Source organism: Psychrobacter piscatorii (assembly GCF_904846415.1).
Classification (GTDB): domain Bacteria; phylum Pseudomonadota; class Gammaproteobacteria; order Pseudomonadales; family Moraxellaceae; genus Psychrobacter; species Psychrobacter piscatorii.
This window is the reverse complement of the sequence record NZ_CAJHAR010000001.1, coordinates 54,269-74,627: the sequence shown is the minus strand read 5'-3', so window position 1 is coordinate 74,627 and position 20,359 is coordinate 54,269. Positions and strand designations below refer to the sequence as shown.

The window sequence follows — 20,359 nt, the reverse complement described above, 5'->3', positions numbered from 1 at the left end:
CTCGATGAAACATCTACACATGCTGATGGCGGTACTGACCATTGTGCTGTTCTTATATCAAAGCTACTTAGTGCTCAGCGCAAATAGACGCGCGCCACTCGTGGTCAAAATCGCCACTCATATTATCTATGCATTACTTATCGTATCAGGCGCTATTATGCTCATGCAGCTGATGAGTGCTAATGCGCCTGTGCAGTGGGTATTTGCCAAAATTATCTTACTTATCGCAGCGATTAGCTCAAGTATCAAAGCCTTTAATGCCCATGCGACACCTACTCAGAGCAAAACAGGTATCCTGATTGCAGCTGTCGCGTATATTGGCATTGTAATACTCGCCTTTGCTAAACCAGCCAACTTATTCTGATAAGCAATTGTCGTTGTAGCAGAGCTTCAATATTTTGAGTAAATATCGTACTGCTATCTCACAAGCAATCGTATTAGCAAGGCAACAAAATATTTAACCATTTATATTTTTTCAATATCTTAATCATGCTATTTTTGCTATCTTAAATAGATATAAATACAATCACTTAGCCTAATGGAGCCACTATGAAAACGTTTACCACAGCGACACTACTGGCAACAGTTGGCGTTTTTGCGCTCTCAGGCTGTGCCTCTACTGGCAATGTCACGCCGCAATATGTACCGCCCAGCACTTATCAAAACTATGACTGCCAAGCATTGAGCCAAGAGTACAATCGCGTCAACCGTTATGTTGAAGCGGCGCGCAATGAGCAATCTACCTTGTCGGCTTCGGGTGTGGGTGTTGGCGTCTCGGCAGGGCGTTGGGGCATCTCTCCCAATATTAGCTTTGGGGTTGGCAAAAGCAACAATACCAAAGCGCGTGATGCAAAGTTATCGCGGCTTTATGGTGAGCGTGATGCCATCGTACAAACTGCCCGTATTCAACGCTGTAGTTTTGCCAATGGCATCAAGATCTATGGTGAATAAGATTTAGGCCAAGAAAAATCTAGCGGTAACACAATACTGTTAAATTGTTATCATGACACAAGAAAAAGCCAATACGCGATCAGCATATTGGCTTTTTTCTCATTATAGCGTTGACAGGCATTGTACTAATCTGACGAATACTACTTTACTAAGCCCTACGCCTGCAAGCTTTGTACCCACTGGACGATTTGGCTGCTTGGTAGTGCGCCTGACTGACGCGCGACTTCCTTACCATTTCTAAAAGCAACCATCGTCGGTAAACTGCGGATATTATAAGGGGCTGCCGCTTGCTCGTATTTATCTGTTTGTACTTTGGCAAACACCACCTGCGTCAATTGACCAGCAGCCGCTTTGAATTCTGGCGCCATCATAATACACGGCTGACACCAGCTCGCCCAAAAATCTACAATGGTCAATACGTCGTTCTTTTGGATAACCTTATTGGCCGTTTGTGCGTTAAGCTCGTGCGGGCTTGCGGTCAATAATGGCTGACCACATTTACCACATTTTGGTGCAGCGCTTAGCCGTGCAGCCGGAACGCGATTGGTTGCTTGGCAATGTGGGCATACTAAATGAAAACTGTGTTCACTCATCATATAATTCCTATTTTAATTATTCTAATCGCTTTGCTTCTTAAAGATTTGTTATTGGTATCTGCCAATAAAAGCTATCTGCACAAAATACTTACATGAATCATTTTAACATTGTTGCTGATACTCGTTCTTTATACCACTTGCTGTGCCACGCCACTATACACATAGCTCATCGGTCGTGGACCGGGTAAGTACGCTTCGCTCAACTCATCGATGACAAAACCACCTGCTCTAATCAACGCTGGAATGTCACGATCTAAATGACAACCGCCCGCCATCGGTTTCCAAAAAGGCGTCAATCGATGCTGCCAGCGCTCGACAGAGACATCTGGTGCCAAGCCATGCTCACAGAATAACAAGCGACCATCAGGTTTCAGCACACGCGTCATTTCTTGTAATGCTGAGATCGGATCGTCGATACTGCATAGGGTAAAGGTCATAACAATAGTATCAAACCTATCAGTATCAGCATGAATACCCTGCACATCCACCGCTATCACTTCAACTGGAATGCTAATGTCAGCGGCTCGCTGCCGTGCTAGCGTCTGCATCTGAGCCGCTGGGTCAATACCAATAATAGTAGAGACTTTTTTGGGATCATAAAACTGCAGATTTAGACCGCTACCAATGCCAACCTCTAATACCTCACCGAACGCCTGAGGAACAATTTTAGACCGAGCTTTCATTACATTGCCTGTGCTACAAGCGACATCTATCAGCTTCGGCAATACATAACGCTCGTATGGATTCACTGTCCTCTCCCTTTATTGAACTACTTAGCGCTTGCAGGTATTCATACCAAGCATGCTATACAGAGGGCAAAAACGCGATAATCCTGTTAGTAAAGGAACTAAGCCGATTACGCCCCACCAACTGCCATAATATATACCTAATGCGATAATCACCACGCCAACAATAATACGTAGTAACCGTTCAGTACTGCCGATATTTATTTTCATGGCTGTGCCTTTTATATGTCATTTATTAGGTAGTAATGGTCACCCATAGCGCAACTTGGTTTATTCTCCAAGGACATTGATAGGTACTTTCAGATAACGTGTACCGTTGTCTTCTGGCTCTGGAAAATGCCCCGCATCAATATTCACTTGTACCGCTGGGATAATCAGACGCGGCATGTCCAAGGTCGCGTCACGGCGCTCACGCATCTGCACAAACTCTGCTTCGTTGATACTGTCTTTGACATGGATGTTTTCTAGTTTTTGCGCCGCAACCGTGGTTGTTGGGCAGTGCTGACGACTCTCACGCGGATAGTCATGGCACAGATACATCACCGTATCACCAGGGAGCGCCAGTAGCTTTTGGATAGAGCGATAGAGCGTCTTTGCGTCACCGCCTGGGAAATCACAGCGAGCCGTACCCACATCAGGGGCAAATAACGTATCACCCACGAAGACCACTGTTTTCTCATTATCAGCAGCCATATAAGCCATATCGGCACGGGTATGACCCGGCACGTATATTGCGGTGATTGTAATATCACCAAGCGCTAGCGTCTCGCCATCGTCCGTCAAAATATCAAACTGACTGGCATCGGTGCGGAAACTGGTATCAAAGTTAAAGATTTGCTTAAATATTTTTTGTACTTCAGTGATGTGCTGCCCCATGACTAATTGCCCACCAAGGCTTTCTTTGACATGAATGGCCGCCGATAAATGATCAGCATGCGCATGAGTCTCAATAATGTACTTGAGCGTCCAATCATTTTCACGTACAAACTCAATGACCTCGTCAACGCTGCTCGTGCTCGTCCTGCCTGATTTTGCATCAAAATTTAATACGGGATCGACAATCGCACACACTTGCTGCTCGACATCGGCGAGTACATGAGTGTAGGTTTCTGTGTCTTTATCTAAGAAAGAATGAACTTGCATGGTTGCCTCTTTACTTATCTATGAATGTTTTTGCTATAGGGCTTTTTTTATCTCTAATTAACCCTTAAGTATGATATTGAGTCGTATATAATGTTTGCTTATATTTACGACTTTTTGTTATCACCAATATAGCAACTGCGATACATTTTATCAATTTATATAATGTAAATAATGATATCTTGCTATGTGGCGCGATATCATTGATAATCAACCATATATTATTAAAAATAATATGGCAGTGACTGTCCTATTATATAAGGAGCTTATTCTGGCTACTTCTAATTCAGCAATGAGTATGTCTACTCACAGCGCTAACGATGAGGTGTCATCTGATAGCGCAGACTTTTCATCTATCGATCTTGCTAAACAAATGCAACAAGCCTCGATGCAAGCCAGCCAGCTACTAAAGTCGCTCTCGCATCCTGATCGCCTACTTCTACTCTGCCAGTTGACACAAGGTGAATACTGCGTCGGTGAGCTTGAAGGACTGGTCGGTGTTGGACAACCAAGCTTGTCGCAGCAGTTAGGTATCTTGCGTAAAGACGAACTGGTTGCGACACGCCGTGAAGGCAAGCAAATCTACTATAGCATCGCAAGTGACGATGCCTTGGCCGTACTAGAGCTGCTTTATCAGAGATTTTGTGCCAAAACCGAATAATGCCGTACTCGCCTGACTGTTTTAAGCTGCTTTCTATCTTGGTGATGTATTGATATGTCTTCTATCGCTGCTCGTCTGATTCCTACTTGGCTGCGCCAATACCAGCTCACAGCGTTACCGACCGATCTTGTCGCAGGACTGGTGGTGGGCGTACTGGTGATACCGCAGAGCCTAGGCTATGCAGTCCTTGCTGGTCTACCGCCCGTGTATGGTCTGTATTCTGCGATCGTGCCTGTGCTCGTCTATGCTTGGCTGGGTTCTAGCAACGTACAAGCCGTCGGGCCCGTCGCTATCACCGCTATTATGACGGCCAGTGGTCTACTGCCTTATGCTGAGCAAGGCACAGAGCAGTATGCTCTGATGGCGAGTTTATTGGCATTGATGGTAGGCGCACTGCTGTGGATTGCAGGGCGGTTAAAGCTTGGCTGGATTATGCAGTTTATCAGTCGCGGCGTCTCAGCAGGTTTTGTGAGCGGCGCGGCAGTACTTATCTTTGTCAGTCAGCTAAAGTATCTGATGGCGATTCCTATTGCTGGTAGCAGCTTGGTTGGCTATTTATCTACCATGCAGCACTATGCCAGTCAGGTGCATCCGCTAACGTTAGTGATTGGTATTATCGCGTTTTCGCTGTTGGTCGCTAACCGCTATGCGAGTCAATGGGTATGGCGAACGTGGCTGTCATCATCGTATGCCAAATGGGCCGAACGTTTATTTCCACTGGTTTTACTGGGTATTGCTATCGTTCTGAGTATGCTATTGCACTGGGACTCGCTAGGGGTTGCGACCATTGGTAGTATTCCACAAGGTTTACCCAGCTTTACGCTACCGCATATGACCGATCTACAGGAAGCGCTCAAGCTCTTGCCGACTGCAGGATTGATGGCACTGATCGTCTTTGTTTCTAGCAGTTCCGTTGCCAGTACTTACGCACGCTTGCGTGGTGAGAGCTTCGATGCCAACCATGAGCTGACGGGTCTTGGTCTTGCCAATCTATCTGGCGGGCTGTTTCAGAGCTTTGCGGTCGCAGGTGGCTTTTCTCGCACGGCGATCAATGCCGATTCAGGTGCAAAGACACCGCTTGCCAGCCTTGTGACGGTGCTGGTAATGATTGCCGCGCTGATTGCCTTTAGTAATGCACTCGCACCCTTGCCTTATGCACTACTCGGTGCAACCATTATGGCTTCTATCATTGGTCTGATAGATATTGCGACCTTAAAGTCTGCTTGGCAGCGTGATCGCTTGGATGGTGCTAGCTTTTTGGCTGCGTTCGTCGGTGTGCTTATATTTGGGCTCAATACAGGTTTGGTCATTGGCCTAATGGTGTCATTCGCCAGTCTCATCTGGCAATCAAGTAAGCCACATGTCGCCATCGTGGGACAGCTAGGTGGTACAGGACACTTTCGCAATATCAATCGTCACGATGTAGTGACTTTTGATAATTTATTGATGCTACGTATCGATGAGAGTCTGTTTTTTGGTAATAGTGAATCGGTACACCGCCGTATTCTAAATGCCATGCAGCAATATCCAGCAGCGCAGGAAATTGTTTTGATCATGGCCGCCGTCAATCATATCGATCTGACGGCACAAGAGATGCTCAGTACCTTAAATAAAGAACTTGCGCTGCAAAACAAGCGCTTACATTTTAGCTTTATTAAGGGCCCTGTCATGGATATCATCGGCCAGACCCCGCTCATTAGCGAGCTGTCAGGGCAGGTCTATCTCAGTACGTTAGATGCCGTCGATGCTCTAAAGGATAGATAGCTGCGTCATTATTTTTGTACCACACTTTCAATCGTTACTGTTGTCTATCGCACAATATCGCTATGATAGAGCCTGTGTTATGCTAGATTGACTGAACAGAGGCTAATGAGACATAAACACATATCACCCTATTTTTTCATTCTCAACAGTGCTTGACCCCATTTTGATAATCTCTGCCAAGACCTCAATAATAAATATATATTAACAACGATAACTGAAGCTATTTATGACTGATGACATAACGATTTATAAGCAAATTTATCCAAGCCAATGTATCAAAATTGCCGAGCTTGGCTATCGCTCAGTGCTCAATATACGTCCAGACGCTGAGATCGAGACACAGCCCAACAGCTGCGATTTAGCGATTGCCACGAAGGAAGCAAACCTAACCTATCATCATCTGCCATTTGATGATGAGCGCTTGAGTATGCTGACCGTAGAGCAGTTTGCTGACTTTTACCATTCAATGCCAAAACCCATATTGATGTTTTGCGGTACGGGCGCGCGAGCCAAGCTGCTGTATCAAAGCGCATTGATGCAAGGCTTGCTATAGTCATATTGCTCGCTTTGGCTCAATCATAAATGCATTTTATACCACCAACTGAACCAATAAAAAAAGGAGCTCCCATGAGCCATGAAGTTAGCTTTACCGGACAGATCACCCCTGACCAAGTGCCTATGATTGCCGAAAACGGCTTTAAAACCATTATCAACAATCGTCCTGATGGTGAAGAGCCAAATCAGCCAACCAGTGCAGAGATTGAAGCCGCTGCTAAAGAAGCAGGACTTGCTTATAAAGAGATTTCATTCTCAGGTAATGGCTTGACGCAGCAGCATGTCGAAGCATTTGCAGATTTCTTTAATCAAGCTGAGCAACCAATGCTTATCTTTTGCCGTACAGGTAACCGCTCAAATGGTATCTATGAAGCCGCCAAGCAAATGGATTTGTTAGATGACTAGTCTTTTGTCAAATTAACAAAATCCCCTACTACTTAAAATTAAAAATGCCTGTCCATATATTGGATGGGCTTTTTTTGGAATATCATTTAAATGATAGAGATATCACGCAAGTTATAGACTGGTTAACTCTCAATATTGAGTACATAATAAAATTTTATAGACATGGCTTTATAGGACTGTACGATGCAAAAACCACTATTGATTATCGGCAATAAGAACTACTCCTCTTGGTCGCTACGCGCTTGGCTATTGCTAAAAGCATTTAACGTTGACTTTGACGAGCAGCTGATTGAATTGTTTGATCCCTCAGCACGCCCAATACTTGAGGCGCATTCACCAACAGGAAAAGTCCCTGTATTGGTCTACGGTGAAGACGATGAAAAAGTCACTGTTTGGGATACATTAGCTATTGCGATGCATATTAATGAGTATTTTACGGATATCAATATTTGGACGGGTATCAGCAAATCTGACACCAGCACCCAACATGGCATCCAAAGTAAAATAAATAGCGCTTATTGCCAAAGCATCATTGCTGAGATGCATTCAGGATTATCAGGTATTCGTAATGAGATGCCGATGAATATCAGAGCGACTGCTAAAATACACCCAAGTGAGGCGTGCTTAGCAGACATTGCTCGGCTTGAGGCTATTTTTGCCGATTGCTTAAAGGGACATTCAGAAGACAGTTATTTGTTTGGACATTTCACAGCAGCTGATGTTTTTTTCGCCCCAGTGGTACTGCGATTACAAACCTATGCTGATGCGTCCAATATCACCTTGCAACCATTGACTAAGCAATATTGTCAGACCATGCTGAATAACCCGCATATCAAGGCTTGGATTCAAGCAGCACTGCAAGAGACACGGATGATTGAAGAAGATGAAGCGGGTGAGATTGTCTCGTTATCGGGTGTTTTGTCAGCTAAATAATACCTTCCACAAAAAAACCACTTCAGCTTGGCTAAAGTGGTTTTTTGTTTGATAAGACTTCGAATATAACGTTTTACTGTTTTTGCTCTAACGCCTCTTTGACTGCTTTTTTGCCCCATGCACTCAGATCGAGATCTAATTTCTCATACTCTTGTGCATCGAATAATGGCTCTTTGACGCCTGATTTTAATTGACGGGCAAAATCGTCAAGTAAGCGCTTGGCACGTGGGAACAGCATAATCAAGGCCAGTAAGTTGGCTAGTGCGAGTACGCCCATCAATGGATCAGCGAAGAAGAAGACAGTGGTTGCCGCAGGTGCTACCGCGCCCAAGAACAAGATCGCAATCACCACAATGCGTAATACCAGGGTCGCTGCTTTAATATTCTTCTTAACTAAGAAGTTAATCGCATTTTCGCCCATGTAGTAGTTATACATGATCGAGCTTAATGCAAACAATAATAGCGAGATGGTTAACACGTACTGTGACCAATCACCCAGCTGAGCGGTGAGCGCTTGCTGCGCCAGTACAATACCATCAACTTCGGCACCTGGCTGATAAACGCCGCTGAGTAAAATCATAAATGCCGTAGCACTACACACAACAATCGTATCGATAAATACTGATAGTGACTGTGAGATACCTTGACTAACTGGATGCGTGGCATAAGCAGTGGCGGCAATGTTAGGCGCAGAACCCAAACCTGCCTCATTAGAGAACAGACCACGCTTCATGCCTTGCTCAATCGCCACACCGATACCGCCGCCGACGACAGATTCAATGCCGAATGCATTTTTGACAATCATTGCCATCAATGCAGGCAGTTCAGTGATATTCAGCACGATGATAATTAGTGCCATACCAATGTAAATCAACGCCATCACAGGAATGACAACGTCAGCGACCTTTGCAATGCGCTGGATACCGCCAAAAACAATAAATCCGCCTGCAACCACCAGTACCGCACCTGATATCCAGCGATCAATACCGAAACTCTCAAGCGCAGAACCTGCTACCGTATTGCCTTGGAACGCCACAAAACCAATAGAGAAAGACAGTAGTAGCGAGATCGCATAAATGACAGCGAGCCAGCGATAATCTTTACCTAGACCATGTAAGATATAGGTTGCAGGGCCGCCGCGAAAATTACCATCATTGTCTCTACGCTTGTAAAGCTGAGCCAAGCTACATTCGACAATACTGGTCATCATGCCGATGAGGGCCACAACCCACATCCAAAAAACCGCACCGGGACCACCCAAAGAGATCGCAACGGCAACACCAGCAATGTTACCACCACCAACACGCCCACCGATCGACACGAGCAACGCCTGACGGGCAGAAATGCCATCGTCTCCTACTTCATCCGTCTTAAACACACGGAACATACGTTTAAAATATGTAAACTGAGCGAACCTGCCCACAATGGTAAATAATAAACCAAAAATAATTAACATAGGCACGAGTGCCCAGCCCCACGTTAGATCCCCGACTAGGGCAAAAAAAGATTCTATATATTCCATGCCTATTTTCCTTATAGTTCATGACGCTATGATAGGTTTTATTGGGCTTATTATCGCATCTAAGACCCGTATTTGTAACGAAAATGGCGCATTTGTAACGTAAATGATGACATTTTTCGAGAGAAATTGCTTTATTCACTCATCAAAATGACTGGTTTTTAAACTTTAGGCGCTATTCTATAGAAAAATTCCTATAAAACGCAAAAAAAAGCCACCTCAATTAAGGTGGCTTTTTCTTCTGAGACTAATTCTGATACTAAAACTTACTGCATAACCAAATATTCGAACGCTGACAATGCCGCTTTACTACCCTCACCCATCGCAATATTAATCTGCTTGAATGGTACGGTGGTCACGTCACCGCAAGCAAAGATACCTTTGCGATCTGTACGGCAGCGCTCATCAATCTCAATCTCGCCGAAGCGGTTTAAATCGACAAAGCCTTTGACAAATTCAGTGTTTGGTACGAGACCGATTTGTACAAACACACCTGATAAATCACGCTCATGTGTCTCGCCTGTGCTGCGATCTTGATAGACGATAGACGATACTTTGCCATCAGTCGCCTTGATCTCTTGTGTCGCAGCACCAGTGATGAATTCAATATTAGATTTTTCTTTGGCTTTATTGATCAATACTTGGTCTGCTTTTAACTCATCAGCGAACTCTAAAACCGTGACGTGCTTGACGATACCTGCCAAATCTAGCGCGGCCTCAACGCCTGAGTTACCACCGCCGATGACTGAGATATCTTTACCTTTAAAGAAGGGACCGTCGCAGTGGGCACAAAACGCCACGCCTTTACCGATATTTTCTTCTTCGCCTGGTACGCCAAGCTTACGCCACTGGGCACCTGTCGCCAAGATAATACTACGAGTCTCAAACGTCTCACCGGTATTTAGGTTGATGCTGTAGTTTTCTTCTTCTGTCTCGCCGATATCTTTCACACTTACATGCTCTTTTAGCGTGATATTGTACTCAGACAAGTGCTTAACGAAATTAGTCGATAAATCAGTACCATTGGTTAAAGGCACAGAGATTAAGTTTTCGATGTCCTGTGTGTCTTTGACCTGTCCACCGATACGATCAGCGACCATGGTCACTTTCAGACCTTTACGCGCAGTATAAATAGCTGCTGCCACGCCTGCAGGACCTGCACCAATGATAGTGACATCTTGCTGCTCTAATTGCTCAGCGTCATCTTCTACGTCTGACAATAGATCTGGGAACTGCTCTTGTAACTTTCCAATCAGTTTTGCGGTGTCGATTAACCCATTGGCAAACGGCTTTCCGTTCAAGAATACTGCCGGTACACCTTGGATTTTGTTTGCTTCTACTTGCTCTTGGAATAGCGCGCCATCGATCATCTCATTGCTGATACCATCGTTTAGTAGCGCAAATTGGTTCAACGCCTGAACCACTTCTGGGCAGCTATGGCACGATAATGACACATAGGTCTGGAACTGTAATGGCTTATTAAAGCGCTTGACCAGCTTTTGGATACCGTCATCCAATTTTAGCGTATGACCACCCGCTTGCAAAATGGCTAGAATCAATGAGGTAAATTCATGACCACCAGGAATACCACTGAATACGATACCTGTGTCAGCAGCCTCTCCATCGATATGACTGACTACTTTAAAACTAATCGCGCTTGGCAGGCTGTCATCAGTCGCTTCTGCATCGAAGTTAATTTTGACAGTTGTACCAGCAATCTTGGTCAAAAAATCAATGAGTTCAGCGCGTTTGTTGTGCTCACCGCTACCCAATACAAAAGTAATCGGGCGCGTCATGTTTTCGCTATATGTCTTAACTGCGTCTAATAAATTCTGATCTATCATGTTTGTTCCTCATTATGACTGAATATGTAACGGCAACTGTCATGCTGCACGCCTAAATATGAAATTCTTACACTTAATAATTTTATAAAAAACATTGTATATATCGAACTTTCGCTCTTGAATGACCCTATTATCAGGTGTTCACAGCATTTGGGCAAGCTGAGAAACTCAAACCTTAAGTTTTATAAAACCAATCGTTAATAGGTTTAATTAATTAAATACAAATACACTGGTGGATAATAGCGATAGTAACTGGATTATTTTTTCGCTACAATCGAGAATAGTTCTTAAGTTAAGCCGTCTTTTTAAAACAATACGCACTGCTTGTGACAAGCTTGCGTTTCATGACAAGGATGAACACATGAGAAAAACAGATACTTTCCACGATAATAGAGATATTATTGCCGAACTTAAGCTCAAAGACAGTCATTTTGCGAGTATTTTTGATGAACATACCGAGCTTGACCAAAAGATTAATTACCTCGAAAAAGATCTAGTCAAGCATGCCAGCCGTGAAGAAGAAATAGAACAAATGAAACGGCGTAAATTATATCTCAAAGACGAGATTTATAAGATTATTGATAAAAATAAAGAACAATCTCGCGCCTGATACTACGCCTACTACGCTTATGATCAACAAATAAGACTCATAAGATTGTAGCTAGCGCCATAAAAAGACCCCATCAACATCAGTTAATGGGGTCTTTATTTGTAGAACTGATTCCCATAGAAGTATGAAATTCAGCACTACTTTATCTAAGGGATGAAATAGCTACTTAGATTTTACCAACTAGGTCAAGACTTGGCTTAAGTGTATCGCCGCCTTGTTCCCAAGCTGCTGGGCAAACTTCGCCGTCGTTTTCACGAACATACTGAGCTGCTTTTACTTTACGTAGCATGTCTTTTGCGCTACGGCCAATACCCCCAGCGTGGATTTCTGCTACTTGGATCAAGCCATCAGGATCTACTAAGAACGTACCGCGCTCAGCCAAACCTGCTTCTTCAATCATAACATTAAAGCCGCGAGTGATTTTACCAGTAGGATCACCGATCATTGGGTATTGTACTTTACCGATAGCTTCTGAAGAATCATGCCATGCTTTGTGCGTGAAATGCGTGTCAGTAGATACTGAGTATACTTCAACACCAAGACCTTTTAGCTCGTCATAATGAGCGGCCATGTCTTCTAGCTCAGTTGGGCAAACGAACGTGAAATCAGCTGGGTAAAATAGGAAAATCGCCCAGTTGCCTTTTACGTCTTCTGAAGTGATGGTTTTGAACTCACCGTTTACGTATGCATCTGCTGAAAATTCTGGGATTTCTTGATTGATGATAGACGCCATGGTTGGCTCCTCTATAGTTAAGTAAATTGGAAATTATTTATATGGTTTTTTCAATTAGCCCTCTAGCTCTCTGGGCTACCTGACAAACTATACGCGAATTCTACGGTTAATCCAGTTAAAAGTTTTTAATATGATGTTTTGTTTTATTAAACTTGTTAAACTATTATCTCTACATTTTATCATTGGTGCTTAATTGGTAATTTGCTACCTTATAAAGGTTGACCAAACATAATAAATTGCATTAAAAACCCACTAACAGAGAGGTTTTATGATTACTTTACGACAACTTGAGTTTGCCCTAGCCGTCGCCAAACATCGTCATTTTAAACGTGCGGCTGAAGATTGCAATATCTCGCAATCTGCACTAAGTTTGGGTATCGCAGAATTAGAAAAACAGCTAGATACTCAGATTTTTGAGCGCAACAATAAACAGGTATTGATTACCCCTATCGGTCAAGACATCCTCACACGGGCGCAGCGAGTGTTTTCTGAGGTCAGCGATTTGACCACGCGTGCTCATAGCCATCAGACGCCGCTCGCCTATCCCATGACTGTCGGTATCATTCCGACGATTGCGCCTTATTTGCTGCCAAAAGTACTGCCTGCGCTGCGTGCACAATATCCAGAGTTCCGTATGACCATCGTCGAACAACAGACAGAGCGTTTGCTTGAACAGGTACGCTACGGTCATATCGACACCGCTATTATTGCGCTACCTTATGCGGTAGATGGGCTACACAGTTTTGAGTTTTGGAGTGAAGACTTCTTTGCTGTATTTCCAAAAGATGACATACATGCCAAGCTTGAGACCATCAATGCTGACGAACTGGCAACTGCCAACCTCATGCTACTTGGTGAAGGACACTGCCTAACTGACCAGACCCTGTCTGTTTGTCATTTCGACCGCGCACAAATGAAATCAAGCTTCTCAGATGCCAGTTTAAACACTTTGATTCAAATGGCACTTGCCAATATGGGCACAACGCTAGTGCCTGAAATGGCGCTCGATCAGCTACACCTGCAAAACCAGAATGCCGTCGCCATACCATTGGCTGAAGACGGGCCGCATCGCCATATTGCCTTTGTCACCCGTCTGAACTATGCGCGTGTCGATGATGTTAGCTTGCTTGGTGAGGTGTTTAATAAAGCATTTAAAGACGCAGTGGCTAACAAAGAATAATCAAACCATTTTTACCACGGTCATAGTGAAAAAATGACATATGAAAACTGTCTCAAATAAGCATGATGAGCTTGGCAAGTGCTTTGCACAGCATTTGTCAGCTATGACCAGCGATATCCTGCCAAAGCAAATAGATAGGCTTTGGCAAGATATCGTGACGCGCTACGGCGAACCACAACGTGCTTACCATACACTCAATCACATTGAGCAGTTATTGGTACAGTTTGAGAATATTAAGCAGTTTCTGTCTGAGCCGCATATCATTGCATTAGCACTGTACTATCATGATGTAATATACGACCCAGCACGCTCCGACAACGAGCTAAAAAGTGCTGAGTTTGCGACAGATGTTTTGAGCCCTTATCTAAGCACAGAGCAATGCCAGCAGATCTACGCTCTCATTATGATGACGGCTAATCATCAGATAGATGTATTGATAGACAGTGAAAAATACAGTGATGCGGCATATCTGTTAGATATGGATTTGAGTATCTTGGGTACGCCTTGGCCTGCATATGAGCAATATGCAAAGGCGATACGTCAAGAATATAAGCATGTTGCCGCTGACAACTACCGTGATGGGCGCACTGCAGTGTTGCAAGGATTACTAGCACATCCCAAGCTTTATCTAACTGACCATTACTACAATCAGTTGGAAACACAAGCTCGAGATAATATCAAGCGCGAGCTTACTTCGCTCGCAGCTTTATAAATAGCTCACTACCCTGCCGTGCTGGATGTGAATTATAGCTGGGCTCCATAATATCGATATCAAAATGACTTTGAAAACGCTGCTGGTACTCTTCTTTGCTGCCGCCGAATGGTGGCTCTTTGCGTCCAAAATCCGTGTCAAACAACAACCCAACCAGTTTACCTTGTGGCTTTAACAGCATTGCCATCTGTTGCACGTATTCATCACGTCGCGATGGATTGATCGCACAAAAAAACGTCTGCTCAAGTATCCAATCAAATTGACACTGCTCAGCTGACAAACTAAAAAAATCCGCACAAATTAACTGCTCAGATGAGAAATCAGGATAGCGCGCTGCAAACGCCTCAATCGGTGCAGGCGCAAAATCGACCAACGTGACATTGGTAAACCCTTGCTCATATAAGTAGCCTACTTCATAGGCATTACCAGCACCTGCTACCAATATCGCCTGATTTTTGACGCTTTGAGGTAGCTGATCAATATAAGCTTTGAGAGGTGGCGATACTTGCCCCATATCCCAGCCGATACTGTTTTTCTCATAACGCTCCTGCCAAAACTCAGCTTGGTTGACGTTTTCCATATGACATCCCTGTATATAAAACTATTATTTAAACGACACAATTTATATCGTTATTTCTTATCATATCAGGCTTGTTGAAATTATCTACATTATTTAGATGACATGTTTAATCCAACTGACCTGTCTTACCCGCCAATATGTTATGCCATTGCTGATAATCTGGCATCGCGATTGCAACCGTTTGCCAAAACGCACGGCTATGGTTGGCATGATGCAAATGGCACAGTTCATGGACGATGACATATTCGGTGCATTCGATAGGATAGGCAGGAAGATAAACGGATAGCCAAATTCGCTTTGCACGCGTGTTGCAACTGCCCCAGCGTGTGTGCATTTTTTTTAATCGTATCTCATTGGCGTAAGCACCAACGATTGGCTGCCATTTCTCAAATAGCGACGGCATGACATCGGAGAGCTGCTGGCGATAGTAGGTGATTTTTTTATCAGGGCTTAGCGTAAATGATTGCGCTGTACCCCATAATAAAACTGAATTATTATCAGCTGAAATGTCAGACGACATACTCTGTCTACGTTTGTATTGCTCTAATACTTGATGATGATGTTCAATAGCCCACGGCACCCGCTTAGCCACAGCATGTAACATTTGTGATGTACTGACATGCATCGGTGTAGAGACCATCAACATATAAGGCTTTAAGCGAAAATTGATATTTTTGACACGCTTTTTGCTGATGTGCAGCTCAATGCTTGCCTGTGCGAGCTGCTCTCTAACAGTATCTAAATTGGTGTCTAAGCTAATGCTTTATCTCCTCAATGACAATAACTGTACCGATGGCTATGTACTATAACGCTTGCAAATGGTTATCAAAGGACATCATATGCAACTTACTATCCTTTATAATACGAGCATGTTGTTCAGCATCGTTTGCGTCTAATTTAACTTCTGAAGAAACACTTACTCTTAACGCTGTTAACTGCCCTTGCCCATCACTCACGATAAATCCTGATGACTCGATGGAATTGTCGACTTTGTTAGCTGAGCTACTAGCACTGGATAGGACGGATGCCCCTGCACAATCTGGCAAACTCACATCGTCAATCAATTCACGAGTGTGCAAATCATAAATCGCTGCACAGCCCCCAATCGGAGTGGTCACACAGAGCAAATTACGGTCGCTATCGACGGCTACGCTTGCGATATATTGGTGAAAACGTTGCCATTGATTATTCGGCATAGTCAGGGGCGTAAAGCTGACATCACCGCGCTGGTGAGTCAGTACCAACGGTACATTGATGTGCTTTTCGCCTTGGAACTGAATACCGATCATGACAGTGCCATTATTGTGCATCGCTAAATGGCGTATACTCATCTGATTATGCTCGGGAGTCACTTGCTCAAGCAGTGTGCCATCATGACGATTCAGGTAGACCAGCGATGGTCGCATAGTATCTAAATTTAACTCTTCACGTGAGGCCTGCTCAGTCTTGATGCCTCCATTTGCAATTACTAGTGTTTCGCTATCAGGATGCATAATCAGTTCATGCGGCCCGATACCATAGGAGTCAAACTCTGCTACTTTTTTATAAGCATCGTTAGCATCATAAATACCAATTTTACCTGCCAGACTAACTGTGTCATTTTCAGTTACGTAGAGCAACTTCCCATCTAAGCTATAACAAGCATGACCATAAAAATGACGGTTTACATCAGCTGTAATCGCATGCTGTACTTGCCCATTTGACGTATTAAGTACCCAGAACCTTTCGCTTGGACGGCGCCCCATCACAACGACATCGCGTCTTTGTTCGACATTGCTATGCTGAGCTTGGGCATCCAGTACAGTAACAGGTACAGGCTGAACAACGATGTCGTGGACACGCTCAGGCATGGTCGTCTGCCAAACGAGCTGTCTATCGGCATCGATACCTACCACGCCAAAATCATGCTCATTTTGATTCAATGAAGCGGTATTTTTTGGCATAGATGCGACACCGCTGACCCAGCGAACAGGTCGTGCCAGCAACGTCGTCGTATGCATAGCAGTAAGATCAAGAATGTCACTCTTATTATCATCTATCGCTTGATGATAAGCCTGCTGCCATGTCACCGCTACTTGCTGACAAGCATAGCGAAAACGTTTGAGGTTTGGCGTTGACCCAGTGGCCGATTGCAATGCTTGTAACTGCGCTCGCATACCCGCCACATAATCTTTTAGACTGGCATCTGGATGCTGCTGCTTACGATAACGATGGTGAATACCGACCAAAGCCGCGGTGCCGACTGCCGTGAGCAGTGAGGTCGTCAGGAGCTCACGGCTTACTGAACTGGCTTTTGGCTCATATGATCTGTCATGACGCTCATCATCTGACATCGTATTGCCTTTAGTCATAAACATCACTTAATCGCCATCGGTGCTATTAAAGCCCACTCGGATACCGAGAGCTGGGATTAACTCGCGTTTAATCAAGCGAGTGACGGTAGTGAGATGGTCATATAGCGCCTGCTGATCGTCTTTATCTACGTTTGATAAATCTTCTGGCATTTGTGCCAATAGGGTCGTGGTGTCAGCCAATGCCGTCGATAGATTGTTAGCCACTGTGCTCTCATCATTGCTGCTAAGAATCGCCGTCAATACGGGATCCGTCATGGCTTTATTGATGGCATCTAGTTTTGCATTGATAATAGCGCGGCTTTGACCAGCGGTAGCAGCTGGTAAATGACCTTTTGCTTTACCCGTTAGACCGAGTGGCTGATCAATGGCGTTAGATTTCATGGTCTCAACCAATGACAGTAGAGAGTTGATCCATTGATTTAAGCCTTGATCGCTCTCAGCTGTTTGATCTATCGCCAATAACTCAGTCGCGTTTTGCTGCCAGTTTTTTTCGATGTCCTTTAGGCGTGTGCTCAAGGCACTACTGGCACTAATCACGTAAGCACATTGACCAGCATTCAAGCTCTCATTGGCAAATAAGGCTTCTTCCAATCCTGGCACGCCTTGTACGATAGCGCTCTCGCCCTCGAGCTGCTCTGGCGTTAGGGTTGGATTGGCAGCAATCAAGTCAGCCACGCCGCTATGTACGAGTCCGCGCTCATCAGGATAATAATTGATGTACAGATTGCTCATACTGGCAGTCGCAGGACCAAAATTAATCATCTCAGCACTCGACCATGCTTGTGCCAATACTAGCCACTGCGCACGTAATGCTTGTAGCTCATCGCCACTGACGGGTGCTTGCTGACAATGTTTCTGCGCCAATTCATTTAACAGATCACTTTGCTTTGCTGCATCAGCATACGCAGGAATCACTATATCATCTGCCACATGCGTCAAATACGTTTTTTGAGTCTCAGGACTGATATCTACCGCAACGATCTGCGCAGTGCTTTCCTTACTGCTTTCTGCTGAGCTGTCAGTAGTCGAGTTGTTCTGTGCAACTTCTTGACTATCCACTTCTGCAGATTTGTTGTCGTCCGCAGGTTTGACACAGCTGATCAGCAGCCCGGCACTCAATGCAGATAGCGCCATCGCCAAAGCGTGATTTATTTTCATAGATTTCTCGGTAATGTTATAGGTAGTAATTTATAGCGTTTTTATGCTGACTTTATCATGGTGACTGTATTACAGTGACCTTATTATAGCGACTTTAGAAACGCATTTAGCTCGGCGCGACCTTGCTTGTCTAATTTCAATACTTGTTGCTGTTGCTTTTCGGCTTCTCCGCCGTGCCAAAGGACCGCTTCCATCAGCGTACGAGCGCGTCCATCATGTAAAAACGTCGCTTGTGGATCAACCGTTTGTGCAAGTCCAACGCCCCAAAGTGCGGGCGTGCGCCATTCATAAGAATTGGCTAAAAACTCAACTTGAGCGTCTTTTGGTGGTAGCTTACCCGCGATGGTACGATCAGCGAGAGCATCACCCATGTCGTGCAATAGCAAATCTGTATAAGGATAAATCACTTGTCCATGCTGCTCAAGATGATCATCGTCAGTTTTTGGCAACTGATATCTTGGTGTATGGCAGCTTTGACAGCCCATGTTATAAAATCGCTTTTTGCCCGCCAGCACAAGCTCATTATCCGCATTGCGGCGATGGGGCACCGCTAAGTTACGGGTATAAAACTCCACAAACTTGGCAACATCATCATTCACTTCCACAGGCGGTTTGCCATTGCCTTGCTCATCAGCGCCTGTTGTCGCATTTAAGCAGGCGGTCTGTGTCGGCATACAGGATTCATGAGGACGAATGTTTGACGTCAAACCCATGTCTTCGTTAAAGGCACTTTGATTTTGAGTAATCAGTTTGGTTTGACCGGCTTTCCAGCCAAAACGTCCAAGCGCACGTTTGCCAGTCTGTGGATCCATTACCCAATTGAACTTACCACTAATGTCGCTATTACTCTTATTGCCTGCCTGTTTCTTAATATCATCATCAGGTATTTGCTCTAGTAGCCCAAGCCCAATCATCGGGAGCGCCACTCGCGGTGATACCATCATTGCGTCGTCAAAAGCGCCATAACCTGAGTTAGTCAAATTAAAAGTTGGCGCACGTAGCGTCTCAACATGCCCATCAGCAAAGGTGACTGGCTTATCTGTCCACTGCACCGCAATTCTGGCTTCAGCAGGTACACCCTGAATACCGCGGTCTTGCAGTTGCCCGCCATACATGGGGTGGACGACCTTTTCAATCAGCGAGTCCTGTAGCTGTTGTCGCTGCTCATCTGTCGTTGCTGGCATCGATAGACGAAGCAATAAACTGTCTGCGTCATCATCGGCCGACATGGGCGCATGACCGCGACCATCTTTGATATGGCAAGACTGACAAGCGGCAACATTAAATAGCGCACCAAGCCCATCTCGACTGTCGGTACTGGCAGGAGCGACGACCCAAGGCTGCTTAAAGAATGCATTACCAATGAAAAACGAGCCCTTACGCGACGCCGTCAGGTTCGATGAAGGCTTAGAGTAGCTTTCAGCACTGGTAATACTGATACCAGAGTCGCCACCCTGCTTGATCTCTTGCGGATCAAAGCTGATCAGTTGCTGCATCGGCACGCCAGCCAGTGCTTCTATATTTTCGGCACGTTCAGAGGTGAGCGGTTGAGCTTTTTCCTTGGTGCTTGCGACGCTCTCATTATCCGAAGTCTCATTTGACACGCTATCAGCCGGTTGACATGCGCTCAGTGCCACCGTCCCCATCATCATAAGTGCAAGTTTGGATGGCAAATTTTGTATTATGCTAGAGGAGAAAGGAAAAGCAGAGGATTTGGTATAAATGGCTTTCATAAAAATTAAATGCCTTGGTTTTAGAGTAGAACCATAAAAGCCGATGACGATTACATATCTAGTCATCGACATATTGGTTCGGAACACCGACCTATCGGCCTATTTTGATACTTGCAAAAATACGTTGCCGACCGTAATCGACAACGTATATATGAGATCCAATCTATATTTTATAAAAGTGAGCC

The 20,359-nt window shown here is 44.6% G+C and carries 22 protein-coding genes; 10 read left to right on the top strand and 12 right to left on the bottom strand.

Going from position 1 to position 20,359, the window contains the following annotated elements; all coding sequences use genetic code 11:
- Positions 1-4 precede the first annotated feature (4 nt).
- On the top strand, positions 5-364 hold the full coding sequence (locus JMX83_RS00325; RefSeq protein ID WP_201597963.1) for a SirB2 family protein: 360 nt from the start codon (positions 5-7) through the stop codon (positions 362-364).
- Positions 365-549: 185 nt separating this feature from the next.
- Complete coding sequence (locus JMX83_RS00320) at positions 550-951, top strand: hypothetical protein (protein ID WP_201597961.1); 402 nt, start codon at positions 550-552, stop codon at positions 949-951.
- Positions 952-1,106: 155 nt separating this feature from the next.
- Here JMX83_RS00320 and trxC read toward each other — a convergent pair whose 3' ends face one another.
- From trxC to JMX83_RS00300, 4 genes are all read right to left on the bottom strand, one after another.
- Positions 1,107-1,544 (bottom strand): thioredoxin TrxC, encoded by a 438-nt coding sequence (gene trxC / locus JMX83_RS00315; protein ID WP_201597959.1) that lies wholly within the window; start codon positions 1,542-1,544, stop codon positions 1,107-1,109.
- A gap of 131 nt (positions 1,545-1,675) precedes the next feature.
- Positions 1,676-2,296: a class I SAM-dependent methyltransferase gene (locus tag JMX83_RS00310; RefSeq protein ID WP_201597957.1), complete on the bottom strand. Its 621-nt coding sequence runs from the start codon at positions 2,294-2,296 to the stop codon at positions 1,676-1,678.
- Between the two features lie 24 nt (positions 2,297-2,320).
- Positions 2,321-2,503 carry a YgaP family membrane protein gene (locus JMX83_RS00305; RefSeq protein ID WP_201597955.1) on the bottom strand — a complete coding sequence of 61 codons (183 nt, stop codon included), beginning with the start codon at positions 2,501-2,503 and terminating at the stop codon, positions 2,321-2,323.
- 60 nt (positions 2,504-2,563) lie between these two features.
- Positions 2,564-3,436, bottom strand: coding sequence for an MBL fold metallo-hydrolase (locus JMX83_RS00300; RefSeq protein WP_201597952.1), 873 nt, complete (start codon positions 3,434-3,436; stop codon positions 2,564-2,566).
- Positions 3,437-3,731: 295 nt separating this feature from the next.
- Here JMX83_RS00300 and JMX83_RS00295 point away from each other — a divergent pair, with 295 nt between their 5' ends.
- The 5 genes from JMX83_RS00295 to JMX83_RS00275 all read left to right on the top strand — a co-directional run bounded on the left by JMX83_RS00295 (position 3,732) and on the right by JMX83_RS00275 (position 7,751).
- Positions 3,732-4,094 (top strand): ArsR/SmtB family transcription factor, encoded by a 363-nt coding sequence (locus tag JMX83_RS00295; RefSeq protein WP_238038892.1) that lies wholly within the window; start codon positions 3,732-3,734, stop codon positions 4,092-4,094.
- Positions 4,095-4,148: 54 nt separating this feature from the next.
- Positions 4,149-5,858: a SulP family inorganic anion transporter gene (locus tag JMX83_RS00290; protein WP_201597949.1), complete on the top strand. Its 1,710-nt coding sequence runs from the start codon at positions 4,149-4,151 to the stop codon at positions 5,856-5,858.
- A 226-nt stretch (positions 5,859-6,084) separates the two neighbouring features.
- On the top strand, positions 6,085-6,411 hold the full coding sequence (locus tag JMX83_RS00285) for a beta-lactamase hydrolase domain-containing protein (RefSeq protein WP_201597946.1): 327 nt from the start codon (positions 6,085-6,087) through the stop codon (positions 6,409-6,411).
- Positions 6,412-6,485: 74 nt separating this feature from the next.
- On the top strand, positions 6,486-6,818 hold the full coding sequence (locus tag JMX83_RS00280) for a TIGR01244 family sulfur transferase (RefSeq protein WP_071003008.1): 333 nt from the start codon (positions 6,486-6,488) through the stop codon (positions 6,816-6,818).
- Positions 6,819-7,001: 183 nt separating this feature from the next.
- Entirely contained in the window at positions 7,002-7,751 is a 750-nt protein-coding gene (locus tag JMX83_RS00275; RefSeq protein ID WP_201597944.1) for a glutathione S-transferase family protein, read from the top strand.
- Positions 7,752-7,824: 73 nt separating this feature from the next.
- Here the strand turns inward: JMX83_RS00275 and JMX83_RS00270 are convergent, their stop codons facing one another.
- On the bottom strand, positions 7,825-9,273 hold the full coding sequence (locus JMX83_RS00270; RefSeq protein WP_201597942.1) for an alanine/glycine:cation symporter family protein: 1,449 nt from the start codon (positions 9,271-9,273) through the stop codon (positions 7,825-7,827).
- A 263-nt stretch (positions 9,274-9,536) separates the two neighbouring features.
- Positions 9,537-11,114, bottom strand: a complete 1,578-nt coding sequence (gene ahpF, locus JMX83_RS00265) for an alkyl hydroperoxide reductase subunit F (protein WP_201597940.1) — start codon at positions 11,112-11,114, stop codon at positions 9,537-9,539.
- A gap of 361 nt (positions 11,115-11,475) precedes the next feature.
- Between ahpF and JMX83_RS00260 the strand changes: the two genes are divergently transcribed.
- Positions 11,476-11,724 carry a YdcH family protein gene (locus JMX83_RS00260; protein ID WP_201597938.1) on the top strand — a complete coding sequence of 83 codons (249 nt, stop codon included), beginning with the start codon at positions 11,476-11,478 and terminating at the stop codon, positions 11,722-11,724.
- A 166-nt stretch (positions 11,725-11,890) separates the two neighbouring features.
- Here the strand turns inward: JMX83_RS00260 and ahpC are convergent, their stop codons facing one another.
- Complete coding sequence (gene ahpC / locus JMX83_RS00255) at positions 11,891-12,457, bottom strand: alkyl hydroperoxide reductase subunit C (protein ID WP_057761534.1); 567 nt, start codon at positions 12,455-12,457, stop codon at positions 11,891-11,893.
- A 268-nt stretch (positions 12,458-12,725) separates the two neighbouring features.
- On the opposite strand from ahpC, the gene JMX83_RS00250 reads away from it, so the two are divergent.
- Both JMX83_RS00250 and JMX83_RS00245 read left to right on the top strand, forming a co-directional pair.
- On the top strand, positions 12,726-13,637 hold the full coding sequence (locus JMX83_RS00250) for a hydrogen peroxide-inducible genes activator (RefSeq protein ID WP_101206008.1): 912 nt from the start codon (positions 12,726-12,728) through the stop codon (positions 13,635-13,637).
- A gap of 40 nt (positions 13,638-13,677) precedes the next feature.
- Positions 13,678-14,349, top strand: coding sequence for an HD domain-containing protein (locus tag JMX83_RS00245; RefSeq protein ID WP_201597936.1), 672 nt, complete (start codon positions 13,678-13,680; stop codon positions 14,347-14,349).
- On the opposite strand, the gene JMX83_RS00240 is transcribed toward JMX83_RS00245, so the two are convergent.
- From JMX83_RS00240 to JMX83_RS00220, 5 genes are all read right to left on the bottom strand, one after another.
- Positions 14,327-14,929, bottom strand: a complete 603-nt coding sequence (locus JMX83_RS00240; RefSeq protein WP_201597934.1) for a methyltransferase domain-containing protein — start codon at positions 14,927-14,929, stop codon at positions 14,327-14,329. The genes JMX83_RS00245 and JMX83_RS00240 overlap by 23 nt on opposite strands.
- A gap of 106 nt (positions 14,930-15,035) precedes the next feature.
- Positions 15,036-15,575: a M48 family metallopeptidase gene (locus tag JMX83_RS00235; protein ID WP_201597932.1), complete on the bottom strand. Its 540-nt coding sequence runs from the start codon at positions 15,573-15,575 to the stop codon at positions 15,036-15,038.
- Between the two features lie 157 nt (positions 15,576-15,732).
- Positions 15,733-17,280, bottom strand: a complete 1,548-nt coding sequence (locus JMX83_RS00230) for a DUF1513 domain-containing protein (protein ID WP_227675645.1) — start codon at positions 17,278-17,280, stop codon at positions 15,733-15,735.
- Between the two features lie 9 nt (positions 17,281-17,289).
- Complete coding sequence (locus JMX83_RS00225; protein WP_201597927.1) at positions 17,290-18,441, bottom strand: imelysin family protein; 1,152 nt, start codon at positions 18,439-18,441, stop codon at positions 17,290-17,292.
- An 83-nt stretch (positions 18,442-18,524) separates the two neighbouring features.
- A complete protein-coding gene (locus JMX83_RS00220; RefSeq protein WP_201597924.1) occupies positions 18,525-20,174 on the bottom strand; it encodes a di-heme oxidoreductase family protein in 1,650 nt (549 codons plus the stop codon).
- Between the last annotated feature and the right edge of the window lie 185 nt (positions 20,175-20,359).

Coding starts and splice junctions, on each gene's coding strand:
- JMX83_RS00325 (WP_201597963.1), top strand. CDS start 5: ATGAAACATCTACACATGCTGATGGCGGTACTGACCATTGTGCTGTTC.
- JMX83_RS00320 (WP_201597961.1), top strand. CDS start 550: ATGAAAACGTTTACCACAGCGACACTACTGGCAACAGTTGGCGTTTTT.
- trxC (WP_201597959.1), bottom strand. CDS start 1,544: ATGAGTGAACACAGTTTTCATTTAGTATGCCCACATTGCCAAGCAACC.
- JMX83_RS00305 (WP_201597955.1), bottom strand. CDS start 2,503: ATGAAAATAAATATCGGCAGTACTGAACGGTTACTACGTATTATTGTT.
- JMX83_RS00300 (WP_201597952.1), bottom strand. CDS start 3,436: ATGCAAGTTCATTCTTTCTTAGATAAAGACACAGAAACCTACACTCAT.
- JMX83_RS00295 (WP_238038892.1), top strand. CDS start 3,732: ATGTCTACTCACAGCGCTAACGATGAGGTGTCATCTGATAGCGCAGAC.
- JMX83_RS00290 (WP_201597949.1), top strand. CDS start 4,149: ATGTCTTCTATCGCTGCTCGTCTGATTCCTACTTGGCTGCGCCAATAC.
- JMX83_RS00285 (WP_201597946.1), top strand. CDS start 6,085: ATGACTGATGACATAACGATTTATAAGCAAATTTATCCAAGCCAATGT.
- JMX83_RS00280 (WP_071003008.1), top strand. CDS start 6,486: ATGAGCCATGAAGTTAGCTTTACCGGACAGATCACCCCTGACCAAGTG.
- JMX83_RS00275 (WP_201597944.1), top strand. CDS start 7,002: ATGCAAAAACCACTATTGATTATCGGCAATAAGAACTACTCCTCTTGG.
- JMX83_RS00270 (WP_201597942.1), bottom strand. CDS start 9,273: ATGGAATATATAGAATCTTTTTTTGCCCTAGTCGGGGATCTAACGTGG.
- ahpF (WP_201597940.1), bottom strand. CDS start 11,114: ATGATAGATCAGAATTTATTAGACGCAGTTAAGACATATAGCGAAAAC.
- JMX83_RS00260 (WP_201597938.1), top strand. CDS start 11,476: ATGAGAAAAACAGATACTTTCCACGATAATAGAGATATTATTGCCGAA.
- ahpC (WP_057761534.1), bottom strand. CDS start 12,457: ATGGCGTCTATCATCAATCAAGAAATCCCAGAATTTTCAGCAGATGCA.
- JMX83_RS00250 (WP_101206008.1), top strand. CDS start 12,726: ATGATTACTTTACGACAACTTGAGTTTGCCCTAGCCGTCGCCAAACAT.
- JMX83_RS00245 (WP_201597936.1), top strand. CDS start 13,678: ATGAAAACTGTCTCAAATAAGCATGATGAGCTTGGCAAGTGCTTTGCA.
- JMX83_RS00240 (WP_201597934.1), bottom strand. CDS start 14,929: ATGGAAAACGTCAACCAAGCTGAGTTTTGGCAGGAGCGTTATGAGAAA.
- JMX83_RS00235 (WP_201597932.1), bottom strand. CDS start 15,575: ATGTTGATGGTCTCTACACCGATGCATGTCAGTACATCACAAATGTTA.
- JMX83_RS00230 (WP_227675645.1), bottom strand. CDS start 17,280: ATGACTAAAGGCAATACGATGTCAGATGATGAGCGTCATGACAGATCA.
- JMX83_RS00225 (WP_201597927.1), bottom strand. CDS start 18,441: ATGAAAATAAATCACGCTTTGGCGATGGCGCTATCTGCATTGAGTGCC.
- JMX83_RS00220 (WP_201597924.1), bottom strand. CDS start 20,174: ATGAAAGCCATTTATACCAAATCCTCTGCTTTTCCTTTCTCCTCTAGC.